General features: G+C 43.6%; 17 protein-coding genes and 1 tRNA gene. 11 read left to right on the forward strand and 7 right to left on the reverse strand.

What is annotated here, in order from left to right:
- Positions 1–5: 5 nt before the first annotated feature.
- From NBH16_RS09790 to NBH16_RS09805, 4 genes are all read left to right on the forward strand, one after another.
- A complete protein-coding gene (locus NBH16_RS09790) occupies positions 6–746 on the forward strand; it encodes an ABC transporter ATP-binding protein (RefSeq protein ID WP_005867337.1) in 741 nt (246 codons plus the stop codon).
- A gap of 37 nt (positions 747–783) precedes the next feature.
- Positions 784–2,004, forward strand: a complete 1,221-nt coding sequence (locus NBH16_RS09795; RefSeq protein WP_250788438.1) for an ABC transporter permease — start codon at positions 784–786, stop codon at positions 2,002–2,004.
- Between the two features lie 83 nt (positions 2,005–2,087).
- The gene (locus NBH16_RS09800; RefSeq protein ID WP_008772910.1) at positions 2,088–3,155 is read left to right on the forward strand and encodes a sensor histidine kinase; all 1,068 of its coding nucleotides are present in this window, start codon (positions 2,088–2,090) and stop codon (positions 3,153–3,155) included.
- Complete coding sequence (locus NBH16_RS09805) at positions 3,152–3,907, forward strand: LytR/AlgR family response regulator transcription factor (RefSeq protein ID WP_008772909.1); 756 nt, start codon at positions 3,152–3,154, stop codon at positions 3,905–3,907. The genes NBH16_RS09800 and NBH16_RS09805 overlap by 4 nt, the downstream gene beginning before the upstream one ends.
- Positions 3,908–3,914: 7 nt before the next feature.
- On the opposite strand, the gene dacB is transcribed toward NBH16_RS09805, so the two are convergent.
- A complete protein-coding gene (gene dacB / locus NBH16_RS09810; RefSeq protein WP_005867342.1) occupies positions 3,915–5,372 on the reverse strand; it encodes a D-alanyl-D-alanine carboxypeptidase/D-alanyl-D-alanine endopeptidase in 1,458 nt (485 codons plus the stop codon).
- 58 nt (positions 5,373–5,430) lie between these two features.
- On the opposite strand from dacB, the gene NBH16_RS09815 reads away from it, so the two are divergent.
- From NBH16_RS09815 to NBH16_RS09825, 3 genes are all read left to right on the forward strand, one after another.
- Positions 5,431–6,588 carry an AI-2E family transporter gene (locus NBH16_RS09815; protein ID WP_005867343.1) on the forward strand — a complete coding sequence of 386 codons (1,158 nt, stop codon included), beginning with the start codon at positions 5,431–5,433 and terminating at the stop codon, positions 6,586–6,588.
- Between the two features lie 69 nt (positions 6,589–6,657).
- A tRNA-Lys gene (locus NBH16_RS09820) sits at positions 6,658–6,730 on the forward strand.
- Positions 6,731–6,972: 242 nt separating this feature from the next.
- Positions 6,973–8,193, forward strand: coding sequence for a site-specific integrase (locus tag NBH16_RS09825; protein ID WP_048927068.1), 1,221 nt, complete (start codon positions 6,973–6,975; stop codon positions 8,191–8,193).
- Between the two features lie 312 nt (positions 8,194–8,505).
- Here NBH16_RS09825 and NBH16_RS09830 read toward each other — a convergent pair whose 3' ends face one another.
- The 4 genes from NBH16_RS09830 to NBH16_RS09845 form a co-directional block, all read right to left on the reverse strand.
- Positions 8,506–9,033 (reverse strand): GNAT family N-acetyltransferase, encoded by a 528-nt coding sequence (locus tag NBH16_RS09830; protein WP_048927069.1) that lies wholly within the window; start codon positions 9,031–9,033, stop codon positions 8,506–8,508.
- Positions 9,034–9,125: 92 nt separating this feature from the next.
- Complete coding sequence (locus tag NBH16_RS09835) at positions 9,126–9,419, reverse strand: helix-turn-helix domain-containing protein (protein WP_048927070.1); 294 nt, start codon at positions 9,417–9,419, stop codon at positions 9,126–9,128.
- 53 nt (positions 9,420–9,472) lie between these two features.
- Positions 9,473–9,766, reverse strand: a complete 294-nt coding sequence (locus NBH16_RS09840) for a DUF3876 domain-containing protein (RefSeq protein ID WP_250788439.1) — start codon at positions 9,764–9,766, stop codon at positions 9,473–9,475.
- Positions 9,753–10,067, reverse strand: a complete 315-nt coding sequence (locus NBH16_RS09845) for a helix-turn-helix domain-containing protein (protein WP_048927072.1) — start codon at positions 10,065–10,067, stop codon at positions 9,753–9,755. The genes NBH16_RS09840 and NBH16_RS09845 overlap by 14 nt, the downstream gene beginning before the upstream one ends.
- A 227-nt stretch (positions 10,068–10,294) precedes the next feature.
- Between NBH16_RS09845 and NBH16_RS09850 the strand changes: the two genes are divergently transcribed.
- Positions 10,295–11,059, forward strand: coding sequence for a LuxR C-terminal-related transcriptional regulator (locus NBH16_RS09850; protein WP_048927073.1), 765 nt, complete (start codon positions 10,295–10,297; stop codon positions 11,057–11,059).
- Positions 11,060–11,092: 33 nt separating this feature from the next.
- On the opposite strand, the gene NBH16_RS09855 is transcribed toward NBH16_RS09850, so the two are convergent.
- Complete coding sequence (locus NBH16_RS09855; protein WP_048927074.1) at positions 11,093–11,395, reverse strand: TIGR04076 family protein; 303 nt, start codon at positions 11,393–11,395, stop codon at positions 11,093–11,095.
- 55 nt (positions 11,396–11,450) lie between these two features.
- The gene (locus NBH16_RS09860; protein WP_048927075.1) at positions 11,451–12,035 is read right to left on the reverse strand and encodes a hypothetical protein; all 585 of its coding nucleotides are present in this window, start codon (positions 12,033–12,035) and stop codon (positions 11,451–11,453) included.
- Between the two features lie 135 nt (positions 12,036–12,170).
- Between NBH16_RS09860 and NBH16_RS09865 the strand changes: the two genes are divergently transcribed.
- The 3 genes from NBH16_RS09865 (at position 12,171) to NBH16_RS09875 (ending at position 15,693) form a co-directional block, all read left to right on the forward strand.
- Positions 12,171–14,222, forward strand: coding sequence for a HelD family protein (locus tag NBH16_RS09865; protein WP_048927076.1), 2,052 nt, complete (start codon positions 12,171–12,173; stop codon positions 14,220–14,222).
- A gap of 80 nt (positions 14,223–14,302) precedes the next feature.
- Complete coding sequence (locus tag NBH16_RS09870) at positions 14,303–15,136, forward strand: AraC family transcriptional regulator (protein WP_048927077.1); 834 nt, start codon at positions 14,303–14,305, stop codon at positions 15,134–15,136.
- An 83-nt stretch (positions 15,137–15,219) separates the two neighbouring features.
- A complete protein-coding gene (locus NBH16_RS09875; protein WP_048927078.1) occupies positions 15,220–15,693 on the forward strand; it encodes a DinB family protein in 474 nt (157 codons plus the stop codon).
- The last annotated feature ends 137 nt before the right edge of the window (positions 15,694–15,830 follow it).

The raw sequence follows: 15,830 nt of genomic DNA on the forward strand, positions 1-15,830 counted from the left end.
GCGTCATGAAAGAAATTATCACATTAGACAATATAAAACGAGACTTCCACGTAGGCGACGAGACCGTCCATGCCCTGCGAGGCGTGTCGTTCACGATTCGCGAGGGGGAGTTCGTTACGATCATGGGAACCTCCGGCTCCGGAAAGAGTACGTTGCTGAACACGCTGGGTTGCCTTGATACTCCTACGAGCGGGGAGTATTACTTAGACGGAGTATCCGTGCGCACCATGAACAAGCGGCAGCGAGCGACCCTCCGGAATCGCAAGATCGGATTCGTTTTTCAAAATTACAATCTGTTACCGAAGACGACAGCGGTAGAGAACGTAGAGCTTCCTCTCATGTACAATCCTACTTATAAAGCGGCCCAACGTAGGGAGAAGGCGGTCAACGCTTTGATCGCCGTGGGCTTGGGAGACCGACTGATGCATAAAAGTAACCAGATGTCCGGTGGCCAGATGCAGCGTGTGGCGATCGCCCGTGCCTTGGTGAACGATCCGGCGGTGATCCTTGCGGATGAGGCTACCGGCAACTTGGATACCCGTACCTCTTTCGAGATCTTGGTGCTCTTCCAGCGCCTGCACGCCGAGGGACGCACGATTATCTTCGTCACCCACAACCCGGAGATTGCCCAATACAGCAGCCGGAATATCACGTTGCGCGACGGTCATGTAACCGCCGATACGGTGAATACGAATATCTTGAGCGCCGCTGAGGCTTTGGCCCGCCTGCCCAAGAATGATGATTAGAATAATGAATTAATGTGGTAATAGCATATTATTTAGAATGAATACGACGAATTTACTAAAGATAGCCCTCCGGGCCTTGGCCAACAACAAGCTGCGGGGATTCCTCACGATGCTGGGTATCATCATCGGCGTGGCTTCCGTGATCACGATGCTGGCCATCGGTCAAGGCTCGAAGCGGAGTATACAGGCGCAGATCAGCGAGATGGGCTCGAACATGATCATGATCCAGCCGGGAGCCGACATGCGTGGCGGCGTACGCCAAGACGCCTCTGCCATGGAGACGCTGAAGCTACAGGACTACGAGGATATCGTGAACGAGACTCGCTACGTCTCCGCCACCTCGCCCTCCGTGAACAGTAGTGGGCAGGCCATCTATGGCGCCAATAACGCCCCGACTACCGTCTACGGTATCAGCCCGGATTATATGGAGATACGCCGATACGAGGTGGAGGATGGCGATATGTTCAGCGATCAGGACGTGCAGACCGCCGCCAAGGTATGCGTGATCGGGAAGACGGTGGTAGATAACCTTTTCCCCGGCGGAGAGAATCCCGTCGGGCGGGTGATCCGTTTCCAAAAGCTACCGTTCCGGGTCGTGGGCGTACTGAAAAGCAAAGGATACAACAGCATGGGAATGGACCAAGACGACCTGATCTTAGCTCCATACACAACTATTCAAAAAAAGATCTTGGCCATTACCCATTTGCAAGGCATAACCTGCTCGGCGCTCAAGGAGGAGTACACCGATCAAGCCATAGACGAGATATCGGAGATACTGAGGCGTAACCATAGGCTGCGGGAAACCGATGATGATGATTTCACGATCCGGAGTATGCAGGAGTTGAGCACGATGTTGACAAGTACGACGGATATAATGACGACGTTGCTGGCTGCGGTGGCTGGTATCTCTCTTCTCGTTGGTGGTATCGGTATCATGAATATCATGTACGTGAGCGTGACGGAGCGTACGCGGGAGATCGGCCTCCGTATGAGTATCGGTGCGAAAGGCATGGATATCTTGGCTCAGTTCTTGATCGAGTCTATCCTTATCAGCGTGACCGGAGGATTGATCGGCGTGCTTTTCGGCGTGGGGGCCGCCTTGGTCGTGAACGTCGTGGCGCATTTCCCGATCTATATCCAGCCGTGGAGCGTACTGCTCTCTTTCGTGGTATGTACGGTGACGGGCGTGTTCTTCGGATGGTACCCGGCCAAGAAGGCGGCGCAGCTCGACCCGATCGAGGCCATACGCTATGAGTAGACGAATGCTCACTAGATAAGGCTACATGGCTCATATAACGGTAGGAATGACTATATTTGCGTAGCACTAAAGAGGATAATAAGATGAATGACACACCACAATCTCCCCCTATCAAAGGTTTGGGAAAGTTGATACACATCGCGGGATGGGGTATCCTGTTCTGCTCCCCCTTTTTCTTCACGGGGAGGGAGTCGCAAGTCACGTTCGAGGGCTATTTCCGGAGCATCATCGTGCCGCTTTCCTTCATGCTCGTCTTCTACTTGAATTACGGGTGGCTGGTGAGGCGGTATTTGTTTAACCGCCGGACAGGGCGTTTCCTGCTGATCAACCTATTGCTTATCGGGGGTATGATGCTGTTCGTGCATCTCTGCATGCGCTATTTCTATCCGCCGGAGATGCATCATCCGGCTCGTCCGCCCCGCCCGTTGAACGAGACGGTGGGGTTCTTTCTCGTCAACGCCGTTATCTACTCCTTGGTAGCCGGCCTTAGCGTGGCGATCAAGATGACGGACGGATGGTACCGGGTGGCGGCTATCCAGCGGGAACTGGAGAAGGAGCGTGCCGAGGCGGAATTGCAGAACCTGAAGAGCCAGCTTAACCCGCATTTCCTGTTTAATACGTTGAATAATATCTATAGCTTGATAGCGTTCAGCCCGGAGAAGGCACAGGAGGCGGTGCACGATTTGAGCCGCTTGCTTCGCTATGTCTTGTATGAGAGTAGCCAGCCTTTTGTCCCATTGGAGAAGGATTTCGACTTCCTTCGTAATTATGTGGAGCTGATGCGTATACGCCTGCCCAAACATGTGGAGCTGAAAACGAATATCGTCGCTTCCTCCCCGGGAACCTTGATCGCCCCCCTGTTGTTTATCTCCTTGGTTGAGAATGCGTTTAAGCATGGGGTGAGCAATAATAAGCCGTCTTTCATCCATTTGGATATCCATCAGGAGGGGGCGGAGGTAGTTTGTACTATTGTGAATAGCTATTTCCCGAAAAGCCCGGATCAAGATAAAAGTGGTTCCGGTATCGGGCTGGTGAATCTGGAGAAACGCTTGGGGCTGCTCTATCCGGGGCATTTCTCGTTCCAATGCGGTCGGGAGGGGGATAACTATTCTTCTTATCTATCAATTACTATAAACGAGACTGAGATATGAGATTGACTTGCGCTATTATTGACGATGAACCTTTAGCGGTTAGCTTGCTGGAAAGCTACGTCTTGAAAACTCCGTTTCTGGATTTGCAGGGGACTTATAATAGTGCCTTGGACGCTCTTTCCGACTTACGAGATCGGCCGGTGGATCTGCTTTTTCTGGATATCCAGATGCCGGAGTTGAGCGGATTGGAGTTCTCCCGTATCTTGAACGCCGATACCCGTGTCATTTTTACGACGGCTTTCGATCAATATGCCGTGGATAGTTACCGGGTAAACGCGCTGGATTATTTGTTGAAGCCAATTAGTTATCCGGACTTCCTTGCCTCGGCGAATAAGGCGTTGCGATGGTATGAGTTGCTCCGTAAGCCGGTGTCTTCGGAAGAGAAGGAAGGATCCGCGCCAATCGCGGAGAAGGGCGGGATGGAGAGTATTTTCGTCAAGAGTGAGTATAAGCTGTTGCAAATAGAGCTGCGCAAGATATTATATATTGAAGGATTAAAGGATTACGTGAAGATATTCGTGGAGGATGAGCCCCGTCCGGTCCTTTCGTTGATGAGCATGAAGAGTTTGGAGGATATGTTACCTTCGGATCGCTTTGTGCGTGTTCATCGCTCTTTTATCGTCCAGCCGGAGAAGATCAAGGTGATCGAGCGGAATCGGATTGTCTTTGGAAAGGAGTATATCCCGATCTCCGACAATTATAAACAGCATTTCCTAGAGATGATAGAGCGTAGATCGATCCTGCCGAAATAACCGCTGGTTAGTTGAACAACTGGAGCAATAATTTCTCTATCGCTACGGTCATAGGACGTCCGTCGCAGGAATAGTTGTTTACGAATAGGGCGATGGCGTATTGCTTATCGCCTTTGTTTATATATCCCGCATATCCTTTTACCCGGCTCATGCTTCCGCTTTTAAGATGAGCTTTTCCTTGGAGGGATGAGCCTTTTAAGAAGTTCCTCACCGAGCCTTCTACCCCCGCTACGGGCAATGATTCGTAGAAGGCTGTGTGTTGTTGTGAACAGGTTTTCATATAAATCAATAAATCAGCCACAAAAGCTGTTGATAACTTGTTGGTAACCGCAAGACCGCTACCGTCGTACATCCAGACGCACGAGAGGTCGAGTCCTTTCCCTTGCCAATAGTCCCGAAGCACCTGGATACCCCGGTTAAAAGAAGATATGACCTCTCCCTTACGGGGCGTATATCGTAGGCCGATCGTCTTGATCAAGGCATCGGCGAATAAATTATGGCTGACATGATTGGTCACTTCCACGATTTCCCGAAGCGTAGGGGAGTAAGTGGTAACAATCTCGGTCCGTTTCCCGGGTTGCCACCTACCGGCTTCCCGCAAGATACGGAAACAAGACGGTGATTCGCCGACCGTGATCCCTTCATGTTCCAATTGCCTAGTGAGATAATCCGCTAGGAAAAGAGCCGGGTCGGGAATATCCCCTTTGAGCGGATACCATTCCCGGTTAGCGGGGACAATGCCATATAAATAACGATCCGTGGCGAATGGCGCCCCTACGATAAAAGAACTATCCGAAGATACTTGCTGGGTCGTTAAGTAATTATGGAAATGGATGCCGGATAATTCCGGTTCGGTTCCTTTCAACTTCGGGCGGGTTCCGGGAGCTCCGGTTTGCAACCCTAATTTATAAAGATTGTCGAATACGCAAATCCCATAGCTTCCGGCACCATAATAACTACCCATATCTTCGCCAACCCATTTAAGGGAAGTGCCTTCCGTGTCGAATATACTTTCATCAGCGATTACGGCTCCTTGTATTTTATGGATACCCACCTTCTTCAAGGCGGAGATCCATTCCTGTAGAAACCGCTTATGATCCGGGGCGAAATGCGCTGAGCCAAGGCTAGGATCTCCGCTTCCCTTGATATATAAATTGCCTTTTAACAAGCCGTTCTCGATGGAGCCGTCGTATTCTAATGTCGTGGGAAAGCGATAATCCTCGCCCAGTATCTCCAATGCGGTAGCGGTCGTAACCGTTTTCATGACCGAGGCTGGGGTCAGCTGCCGGATTGTATCGTAAGCGAATACCGTCTCGCCACTGTTAACCTCTTTCACGATCAAGGAAAATGAAGCTCCTTCCATATAAGGCTTGCGCAGGAATTGCTTGATAGGTTGTGGAGTCTGTGCCCCCACTGAAAGGTATAAGCAAGAAATGAGGAAGAAAAAGGATATTTTACGTATCATGATGTTTATATATTCTACTTTATTCTATCTTTGTCGCAAGCAAAGATATGAAAATAATATGAATCCACTGTTTGACAAGCCTTTTACGTTTGACCGTGTAATACGCATAGTGTTCGGTATACTGGTCATCTCAGGAATTATTTATTTGATAGCCTTATTACGAAACGCTTTGTTACCTTTCCTGATCGCTTGGTTACTGGCTTATATGATGCAACCGTTCGTAAAGTTCTTCCAATATAAATTATGTTTTAAGAGCCGCATCTTATCGATTATGGCGGTATTGGTGACTTTAGGGCTATTGATAACGTTGCTGGTAGTCATGGTCATTCCTTCCATTGCGGCTGAGGCGGATAAAACGCTAGAACTGATCCGCACACATGATCCCGGTGAAGGTCATGTCCCTTTGATCCCGCATTCATGGATGGAATATCTGGAAAGTAATGTGAACTTCGCCCAGATCATGGAGTTATTGAGTAAGGAGAATTTGTTGAAAGCGGTGAAGCAGATTGCGCCCCAGTTATGGTCTATCTTATCGAACACTTTCTCAATCCTTTTCAGTATCACGATCGTGTTCGTGATCTTGCTTTACTTTATTTTCATCCTTTTGGATTATGAGAAGATCGCGAATGGTTGGATCGATTTGATACCGGAGCGTTACCGTCCGTTCCTGCAAGGTTTGGCTGAGGATGTGGAATACAGCATGAATCGTTATTTCCGCGGACAATCGTTGATCGCTCTTTCTGTAGGGGTTCTCCTCGCGATCGGCTTTAAGATCATTAATTTCCCGTTGGCGGTCACGTTGGGTCTGTTTATCGGCGTGCTGAACTTAATTCCCTATATGCAGGCGATCGGTATTATCCCGATGATTCTATTGAGCTTATTGCGTTCGGCCGAGACTGGCGAGAACTTCTGGTTGATCTTTGGTATGGCTATTTTAGTCTTGGGTATCGTACAATGTATACAGGATTTATATCTTACCCCTCGCATAATGGGTAAGGCTATGGGACTGAATCCCGCCATCATCTTACTCTCATTATCCATCTGGGGAACGATCCTAGGCTTTATAGGCTTAATAATAGCCCTCCCATTGACAACATTGTGCTTATCCTACTATAAACGCTTTATCTTGCACGAAGATAATGAGTTAGATCCCGGAAACCTTGCTCATCAACCTAAGCGAGAGAAAATAAATTCAGATTTAAGCGCAAAAAAATAGCCATGCCTATTGCATATTAAAAAAATACTCCTACCTTTGCACCCGCATTACAGAAGTAACGCACAGGATGATTCGCTAGCTCAGCTGGTAGAGCACAACACTTTTAATGTTGGGGTCCTGGGTTCGAGCCCCAGGCGGATCACAGAAAACAAAAGAAAAATCAAGCAAATCCCTGATAATCAGATATTATCAGGGATTTCTTTTTTCTGGCAGGTAGCAGAAAATAGCCGTTTCAAGCATATTATCGGTGGATAAATCGTGGGACTAAAATTTAGTTCTAAAAAGCCCCACGAATTTGCATCTTTCTCACTGATTCATAGTATTTTGCATAGACTTACTTTGGAAGAGAATACATAGTTTTGTAACTTAAAAAACGATGTAAAAATGGCTCGAAAATCATTTTCTGTTTTGTTCTTTATCAAAAAAGCCAAGTTATTAAAGAACGGAGAAGCACCTGTGTGCATGAGAATCACTGTAAACGGCTGTATGGTAGATATTTCTATCAAAAGAAGTTGTCCCGTAAACCTATGGAATCAAGCAAAAGAGAATTCAAAAGGAAAAGACCGTATGTCGGTGGAACTGAACCACTACTTAGAAATCACACGCTCACGCATACACCAAATTTATAGGGAACTGGAAACTTCCGACAAGGTTATCACCGTTGATCTTGTGAGAAAACTGTATTATGGTGTGGATGAAGAAAGCAAAACCCTTTTGCAAGTATTCAGAGAACACAACGAACAAAGTCGTAAGCTGATCGGCAAAGACTTTGTTAGTAAAACCGTTCAACGGTATGAAACCACTACCCGATATTTGGAAGAATTCATTAAGAAAGAATATCAGTTATCTGATATTGCCCTGAATAACTTGGAAGCCAACTTCATTTCTAAGTTCGATGCTTTCTTGAAGATTGAAAAAGGTTGTGCGCAGAACTCCGCTATTACCCGATTGAAGAATTTAAAGAAGATTATCCGTATTGCTTTGGAAAACGACTGGATAAAGAAAGATCCGTTTGCCTACTACCGTTTCAAATTGGAAGAAACCGATCCTGAATTTCTGACGATGGACGAGATTAAAATCATTCTCGCCAAAGAGTTTACAATTAAACGAGTAGAACAGGTACGTGACGTTTTTGTCTTTTGCATTTTTACTGGCTTGGCGTTCAGCGATGTGAAAGATTTATCACCCGAACACTTGGTAAAAGACAACAAAGGGGAACTTTGGATAAGGAAGAACCGGCAAAAGACAAAAATCATGTGTAACATTCCTGTGCTGCCTGTGGCAGCTTCTATACTTGAAAAGTATAAAAATGTGGCAGAATGTACCGGAAAGCTATTACCAGTATTGAGCAATCAGCGTATGAACAGTTACTTGAAAGAAATTGCCGATGTATGCGGGTTGCAGAAAAATCTGTGCACACATTCAGCAAGACATAGCTATGCCACAAGCATTTGCCTTGCGAATGGCGTGAGCATGGAGAATGTTGCTAAGATGTTAGGACATGCAGATACAAGCGTAACAAAACACTATGCACGGGTATTGGATCAGAATATTTTCAAGGATATGCAAAAAGTAAATAGCTGCCTGTCGGAATTGGCTATATAATAAAGGTAGTAGCTAATATTGAAAAAGGATTGGGAAGAATGAATTTCATTTTCTCAATCCTTTTCTTTTATTGTAAGTTTTTCAAAACTTAATATGAAGCATTGACAAAGGTAAGTTCCATATTTAGCCTGTTCAAGTCCGAGCCTTCGGTTTAGATGAAAATCTTCCTCTCATTACATTTCGAGCGTATTTTCATCTAAAGACTTGCACAGACTAAATACTTCACTGGAAAAGTCAATGATTCAAATTAAATTCCGAAAAACAATGTTTTCGAGGCTGGCATGAGGAAAACGTCTTCCACTTAAATAGCGTTTAAACAAGTTTCTCGTACAGTTTGAACCAATCCAACCCATAGTTGCCAAAGCCTAAATCTACGGTATCAATGTATTCAAAACCAGATTTCTCATAGAGGGAAATTGCCGGAAGATTATTCTCATACACATCCAAACGGATGGATTTTATACCTGATTGTTGAGCTAGTTCAAACGAATAATCCATCAAAACACGACCGATACCCATTTTCAAGAATGAGGGATGCACCACAAAAGTGCGTATCACAAAAATACGACTGTAGTCAGCTTCTATTTTCCACCTTACATTATTATAGGCTTCATCGGGGTGATGGTCTAAGATAATAGAGCCAGCTATTTTTCCCTCATACCTGACAACAAAAAGAGTATTATTTTCTATGCCAGCAATCGCATCTTCGCGAATAGGATAAATGCCTTTTATCCATCCGGGATAATTGGTAGTAGCTGATAGATAATCATTCAGATCATCATATAACTTTTCTAATTCGTCAATGTCGGCAGTCGTACCGGATTCTATTACAAACTTCATAATTTCAACTGTTTGGGATGCAAAGGTATAATTTCCACCTTAATAAAATAGGCTTCCTTTTAAGATAGTGGAAATCATACTCTTTTAGATAGCTATTCTTTCCAACTTTCAAAGTAATGCTTTTGGAGCAGCTTATCAATATCGCTTTGGCGATAGATGATTTTACCTTTTATCTGGATAAAGGGGATTAATCCTGTATCTCTCCACTCTTGCAGGGTTCGCAAACTGACATTCAGTTTCTTTGAAACTTCATGGTTAGAAAGAAAGCGTTCCCCGTTCAGATGGGGCTTGTAATGCTTGACAATGGATTCAATGCCGTCCAGCATCGAATCGAGTGAAGAAATAAATTCTTTGATTTGTGGGGTATCTTTATTTATTAGTTCCATGATTGAAAGATTGTTTTATTGAAATATTGATTTCAAGATGGCTAGATGGCTGGTTAGTTACGCAAATAGTCACCCAACGATGAAATGCTAAGTATATCTTTTACTGGATCATAATCTACATAAAGCCGTTTGGACGCAATGATAATAAAATACTGGCTACCATCCTGCTGTATCTCATAAGTAGCGGGTGAAGCCTGTTTGGTTGTTTCCGATACATATATAATAGAGAGAAGATACTCTTTATCGTTCCGGTAGATGGTAATCGTAGGATTCAGATTTACGCTTTCCCATGTGCCGACAATGGAAAACAAGTTGAAGGACGGGTAATCTTCTTTAGTTCTTTTCATAAGGCATGATTTGTTTGGGTGATTGATTTTGTGTTTCACTGTCTGCAATAATTCTTTCAATATCGGAAGACTTATAATAAATCTTGCTGCCGATTTGAGAATAAGCCAGCCGTCCACTACTTCGGTAATACTGTAGCGTTCGCTTGCTAAAGCCTAACAACAGGCATACTTCCTGACTATCCAGCCAGTTTTCTACTTTCTGGGTATGAGTGCTACACAAACTTTCTATTCGTTTGGCAAACTCGGTGAACCGTTCGCAGACATACAAAAAAGTTCTCTTTTCAATGGTTACTACTTCCATACTTTTAATTTTAAATGGTTTATAAAACGTGTTGATTCTATTTTCATTGGCAAATGAAAGAAGAATCAAGAGCCGTTTTGAAAACTGTCTGAAGGTGGTATATCCTGTCTACCTCTGGCTCAATTCATTTGGAATATACTCATAGGATATTCTTTTTTTGAACGCATTTACATAGAAAGTCAAATGGAGATAGAGATACGAAAAGATTTATCGCTTATCTTTGCCGCATGACTACCAATAAGATAACTCCCGAAGAATTATGGGCTAGACAGCAGATCAGCCCGCTGGATGTGGACTATGATTTGTGGAATGAACGCAGAGCATCTATACAGACATTCTCACAAATGAGCCAAAGTTGCATCTTTACGGTAGATGTTTTCAAAGAACGATACGATTTTGCATCCGATAATTTTGTTACTATCTTCGGATATAACCCTACATGGATAAAGACGATTCGGAAGCAAGGGGATTTATTGGAAGAACGGATTCACCCGGACGACCGGGCACAACTCATCGAACACCAGATTGAACACGGGAAGTTCATCTATTCACTTCCACAGGAACAAAGAAATGACTATCAGCAGATATTCCAAATTCGTATGCTGAATGCCCGGCAGGAATATGTGAATGTAATCAGTCGTCACCAAGTGATTCAGAAAGACAAGAACGGAAAGGCGTGGATGATTATGGGAGTGATGGATATTGCGCCTGACCAAACACCTATGGAGCGAATCAAGCGAATAGTTATTAATCGCAAGACGGGTGAGATACTTGCATCGGCAGTTGTTCCGGCAGACCAACAATTAACCAAGCGGGAAAAGGAAATACTTTTATTAATCCGGCAAGGCTTTTTAAGCAAGGAGATTGCTTATAAACTGAACCTTAGTATTTACACGGTGAACAATCACCGCAAGAATATATTGGCAAAACTGAATGTCGATAATGTGATCGAAGCTATCAATCGAGCGGAAAGTTTCGGTATTCTCTATTAACTAAGCACTGGCATTTTATCTTAATGTACATCATTATTCAATCACTTCAATATAAAAACTAACAGGACGAAAGCCATCGTTACACGAAATCATTGCTGAATAGGGATTTTTCATCCAACCATCATAGAAGTTGCCACCCCCATTGGCTAATTCCGTAACAAAATAGCTCATTGAATCCCATGCGCTTTCACACAGTTCTTCCGGTTTCTGCCCATCAACTGAAATAAAGGTCGTACCTTGTTCAATATCACAAGTGTGTTCAATCGGATTTTCGTACATAGCCGACAAATCACTATGCTGCACCCTTCTTATAGCTGTTATTCTAATCTTTTTCATTTTCAATATTTGTCACATACGATATATTTGTAGGGCACTTTAAACGTATTTTCCATTACGGCAACCAATCCAAGCTATTTGTCAGCGGATTGGTTTTTCTCCATTGTTCCAGTTCTTTGTAACTACGAACTCCACCCACGAAAACAGCATGATAGATTTCTATGCCGGGAATCTGCACACCGTCCGGCACATCGAATTTAATTTGAAGGATAGTTTGCTTGATTTCCGGGGTAAGTCGGTTAGTTATGGCAGCAGTTACTTTTTCAACCACACCATCATATTTTGAGCCTTTACGAATATGAATCATGTCGAACTTCCACGTGTTCATGTCTTCATCTTCGTAGATGGCGTGCCATTCGATGCATTCTTCTTCTGTCTGAATCAGATTCTTATAGTGGACTTCCTTTAAAGAGAGCCGTTCGGCAAGTTCCTGCATCACTGAAAAGCTGGCTGCAATATCCAATGTATCAGTATATATATGCAGGTCTATATCCCTACTCTTTGCCAGCAGACCGGATTTGAGCGAACCTACCAGATGGACGGTTGCCCCAATACGTTCCCATGCTGGGATAATACCGGTATGTTCCAGTATCTCCCAAGCGGTTTGCTGATTATGTAGGGCAAGTTCAAGAATATCCATATCGTTCATTTTGAGTGTGCAAAGATATAAAACTTATGGATATATAGCTATAAATAGCCATTTCCTATCCTACCCGATTGCAGTATTTTTGCGCACCGTTTTGACTCTATTTTCATCCTTTAGCAACAAATTACTATGATATTCAATCAAACAGAGAAGCAAGAAAGAAGCTATTTACAGCAAATAATCGCCCGGCTGAAGCAGATAATCAGCCATACCGATGTGTCCGTAAAAGACCATGTAGATACATTGGCGGAGTACAAAGACTACCTTTGGAGCAATAAAGATATTGATCCGCATGAGATACGCTCGATGCGTGAAAGCATCCTAAATCATTTTGCCATAGGCGAAAGTGTAATTGACAAACGCCGACGGCTTGCCAAAATAGTAGATATTCCCTACTTCGGGCGAATCGACTTTCAAGAGAAGAGCGAAAACCGTCCGATAATCCCTGTTTATATCGGTATTCATACCTTTCACGATACAGAAAGCCGGACAACCGTGATTTATGATTGGCGAGCACCTATTTCAAGTATGTTCTACGATCACGAACTGGGTGAAGCATCTTATCAATCCCCATCGGGAGAGATAAAAGGCGATATTTCGTTGAAACGCCAATATCGGATTCGGGCTGGAAAGATGGAATTCATGATTGAAAGTGCGCTGACCGTCCACGATGATATTCTGCAAAAGGAACTGTGTGCTAATGCAGATGATAAAATGAAGAACATTGTTGCCACCATCCAGCGAGAACAAAACCGGATTATCCGTAATGAGGAAGCCCGGACGCTCATCATTCAGGGTGTAGCGGGTTCGGGCAAAACTTCTATTGCCCTGCACCGCATCGCCTACTTGCTGTATGCTTTTCAGGGCAGTATCTCTTCAAAAGATATCTTGATTATTTCTCCGAACAAGGTGTTTGCCGATTACATCTCTAACGTGCTGCCCGAACTGGGCGAAGAAACCGTGCCCGAAACCAGCATGGAGCAGATACTTTCTGAAGTACTGAATCACAAATACAAATACCTTAGCTTTTTTGAGCAAGTGAATGAATTGCTGACAAAACCAACGCCAGACTTTATCGAGCGAATCAAATATAAATCATCTTTCGACTTCATCGCCAGTCTGGATCGCTTTATTCTGCACATCGAAAACCACTATTTCAAGGCGGAAGATGTGAAGCTGACGAAACACATCACCGTCCCGGCTGAAGTTATCGAAGAGCAATTCCACCGTTTCAACCGCTACCCCATGCGCCAGCGGTTTGAGGCTATGACGGATTATATTTTCGATATGATGAAAGTACAGTACGCTTTCACGGTGACGACTGCCGAACGGAATTTCCTTAAAAAAGAGATCAAGCGAATGTTTGCCGGAAACAATGACCTGCAAGTCTATAAAGATTTCTTCGCATGGATGGGTAAGCCAGAACTGTTTAAAATGCGGAAGAACCGCACGCTTGAATATGCCGACATAGCACCATTGGCATATTTACATATCGCTTTGGAAGGTAATACAAAGAATTGTGTCAAACATTTGCTGGTAGATGAAATGCAAGATTATTCTCCAATCCAGTACAAGGTAGTGCAAAAGCTATTCCCTTGCCGGAAAACGGTATTGGGCGATGCCAGCCAGTCGGTCAATCCTTACGGCTCATCTACTGCGGATATGATTCAGAAAGCTCTTGTCACAGGCGAAGTGATGAAGCTATGCAAAAGTTACCGTTCTACTTGTGAGATCACGGATTTTGCACAGCAAATACGGACAAATACCGATCTTGAACCAGTCGCACGGCACGGAGAGAAACTACGAATATTACAATTTGATAATGAGAAAGAAGAACTATCTGCTATTAAGGAATTAATTGCCATTTATCAAGTATCCGCTTACAAATCGCTGGGGATTGTTTGCAAAACCGAATCGCAAGCCCGTGAGTTGGCAGATAAATTACAAATTTCCGATATTCATTTCCTGTCAAGCCAAAGTTCAGCTTTTGTACAGGGTATTGTTATCACCTCTGCACACATGGCAAAGGGGTTGGAATTCGATGAGGTGATTATCCCACAGGTGGATGATAGAAACTATCATTCAGAGATCGACCGGAGTATGCTATATGTGGCGGTTACAAGGGCAATGCACCGTTTAACGCTGACCTATAGCGGAACAAAGCACACGCCATTCATCTAAATTTTCGGCTTACTTTATTGTCATGCGGAGATTAACCTCTATATTTACCGCCATGCGCACAGCAGATTAACGAAATAGCGATGAGAGAAAGCAAGATTTTATATCCATCACCCGTACTTTCCCAGTACATAAAATACTATTGGGTACTAAAAACCGATGTAGTAGAGCCAATAATGGTACAGACTATTCCATCGGGGTGCGTACATCTTGTTTTCCATCGGGGTGAGAATCTGAATATCCAATCAAAAGGTTTACAGCCAAAGAATTTCATTCGGGGACAGTTCTCAACTTATGGAAGTTTGATTTCAAAGGGTTATATTGATATGCTTGCCGTTATATTTCATCCTTTAGGGCTGAATCCATTTGTGCGGTGTTCTATGAGTGAGCTTTACAACCATTATATAGATGTAGAAGATTTGGAAGATATTGAACTGAATCACCTGAAACGAAATATTTCTGCCGAACCAGACGTTGAAACCTGCATCCGGTTGATTGAACGCTTTTTCATGCAACGGTTGGTCGATACAGATTGTAATTACCAAAGAACGCAGCACGCTATCTGCCAAATAACCAATCAACCACAAATCGAAGTGAACACGCTTGCTGAAAGTACTTGTTTGGGATATAGGCAATTCAAGCGAGTATTTTCCAACTATGTAGGAATGAGCCCTAAAGAGTATTACCGGGTAGTTCGTTTTCAGCGGACACTGTATCTATTACAGAATAATCCGGGGATGGAGTTCGTAGACTTGGCTTATTCGTGTGGCTTTTATGATTCTTCGCACTTGGTGAAAGACTTTAAAGAGTTTACAGGCTGTTCGCCTACTCAATATCTATCTTCGCATTCTCCGTATTCTACATTCTTTTCCGAAGATTGCAGATTGAATGTTATTAAATCGCATAGTCGTGCGTAGTCATTTGTGATAAAGTCAGTTTTTTACAAGTGGATGATAGGCAAAGAACTTACTTTTGCAGAAGTATTTAAAATTATAAAGTTATGCAAGACAATAATTTTACACACATAACCGCTGGCATTGCACAGGTTATTGAAACAGAAGAAAAGTTGTTAAATAGTTTGCCTGTAGAGGTTATCACTCAAAGGCGAAATACGCAGAATCGCACCATCAAGCAGATTCTCGGTCACTTGATTGATTCGGCATCCAATAATCACCAACGCATGGTTCGGTTGCAATATAGCAAAGACCTGCTTTTCTTCCCTGATTATACACAGGATAATGACTTGTGGATAGCTTTGCAAGATTATCAGAATGCAGACTGGGCTAACTTAATCCAGTTATGGAAGTGTTACAATCTGCACATCATCCAAGTAATTAACTCGGTAGATAAGAACAGGCTAGATAGTTACTGGTGCGACTTTACAGGAGCAAAGGTCACGCTACAAGAAATGATAGAAGGATATTTGGGACATTTGCACCTGCATATAAAAGAAATCCATGAATTGATAGATTGAATTTATTAATTTTTCATACATTTGCGCTATATCAACTCACAAATAGTATTCACTTCTTATGAAACTCTGTATATAGCTACGCTCCTGCGAATAGCCCCCTTCAAGAAAGCTATTCAGCTATTTGACAAATAACGATT

This window comes from Parabacteroides sp. Y3-G-102 (genome assembly GCF_023656845.1).
GTDB lineage: Bacteria > Bacteroidota > Bacteroidia > Bacteroidales > Tannerellaceae > Parabacteroides > Parabacteroides distasonis.

Excerpts from the sequence above, each read along its gene's own strand:
- NBH16_RS09790 (WP_005867337.1), top strand. The coding sequence starts at position 6 with ATGAAAGAAATTATCACATTAGACAATATAAAACGAGACTTCCACGTA.
- NBH16_RS09795 (WP_250788438.1), top strand. The coding sequence starts at position 784 with ATGAATACGACGAATTTACTAAAGATAGCCCTCCGGGCCTTGGCCAAC.
- NBH16_RS09800 (WP_008772910.1), top strand. The coding sequence starts at position 2,088 with ATGAATGACACACCACAATCTCCCCCTATCAAAGGTTTGGGAAAGTTG.
- NBH16_RS09805 (WP_008772909.1), top strand. The coding sequence starts at position 3,152 with ATGAGATTGACTTGCGCTATTATTGACGATGAACCTTTAGCGGTTAGC.
- dacB (WP_005867342.1), bottom strand. The coding sequence starts at position 5,372 with ATGATACGTAAAATATCCTTTTTCTTCCTCATTTCTTGCTTATACCTT.
- NBH16_RS09815 (WP_005867343.1), top strand. The coding sequence starts at position 5,431 with ATGAATCCACTGTTTGACAAGCCTTTTACGTTTGACCGTGTAATACGC.
- NBH16_RS09825 (WP_048927068.1), top strand. The coding sequence starts at position 6,973 with ATGGCTCGAAAATCATTTTCTGTTTTGTTCTTTATCAAAAAAGCCAAG.
- NBH16_RS09830 (WP_048927069.1), bottom strand. The coding sequence starts at position 9,033 with ATGAAGTTTGTAATAGAATCCGGTACGACTGCCGACATTGACGAATTA.
- NBH16_RS09835 (WP_048927070.1), bottom strand. The coding sequence starts at position 9,419 with ATGGAACTAATAAATAAAGATACCCCACAAATCAAAGAATTTATTTCT.
- NBH16_RS09840 (WP_250788439.1), bottom strand. The coding sequence starts at position 9,766 with ATGAAAAGAACTAAAGAAGATTACCCGTCCTTCAACTTGTTTTCCATT.
- NBH16_RS09845 (WP_048927072.1), bottom strand. The coding sequence starts at position 10,067 with ATGGAAGTAGTAACCATTGAAAAGAGAACTTTTTTGTATGTCTGCGAA.
- NBH16_RS09850 (WP_048927073.1), top strand. The coding sequence starts at position 10,295 with ATGACTACCAATAAGATAACTCCCGAAGAATTATGGGCTAGACAGCAG.
- NBH16_RS09855 (WP_048927074.1), bottom strand. The coding sequence starts at position 11,395 with ATGAAAAAGATTAGAATAACAGCTATAAGAAGGGTGCAGCATAGTGAT.
- NBH16_RS09860 (WP_048927075.1), bottom strand. The coding sequence starts at position 12,035 with ATGGATATTCTTGAACTTGCCCTACATAATCAGCAAACCGCTTGGGAG.
- NBH16_RS09865 (WP_048927076.1), top strand. The coding sequence starts at position 12,171 with ATGATATTCAATCAAACAGAGAAGCAAGAAAGAAGCTATTTACAGCAA.
- NBH16_RS09870 (WP_048927077.1), top strand. The coding sequence starts at position 14,303 with ATGAGAGAAAGCAAGATTTTATATCCATCACCCGTACTTTCCCAGTAC.
- NBH16_RS09875 (WP_048927078.1), top strand. The coding sequence starts at position 15,220 with ATGCAAGACAATAATTTTACACACATAACCGCTGGCATTGCACAGGTT.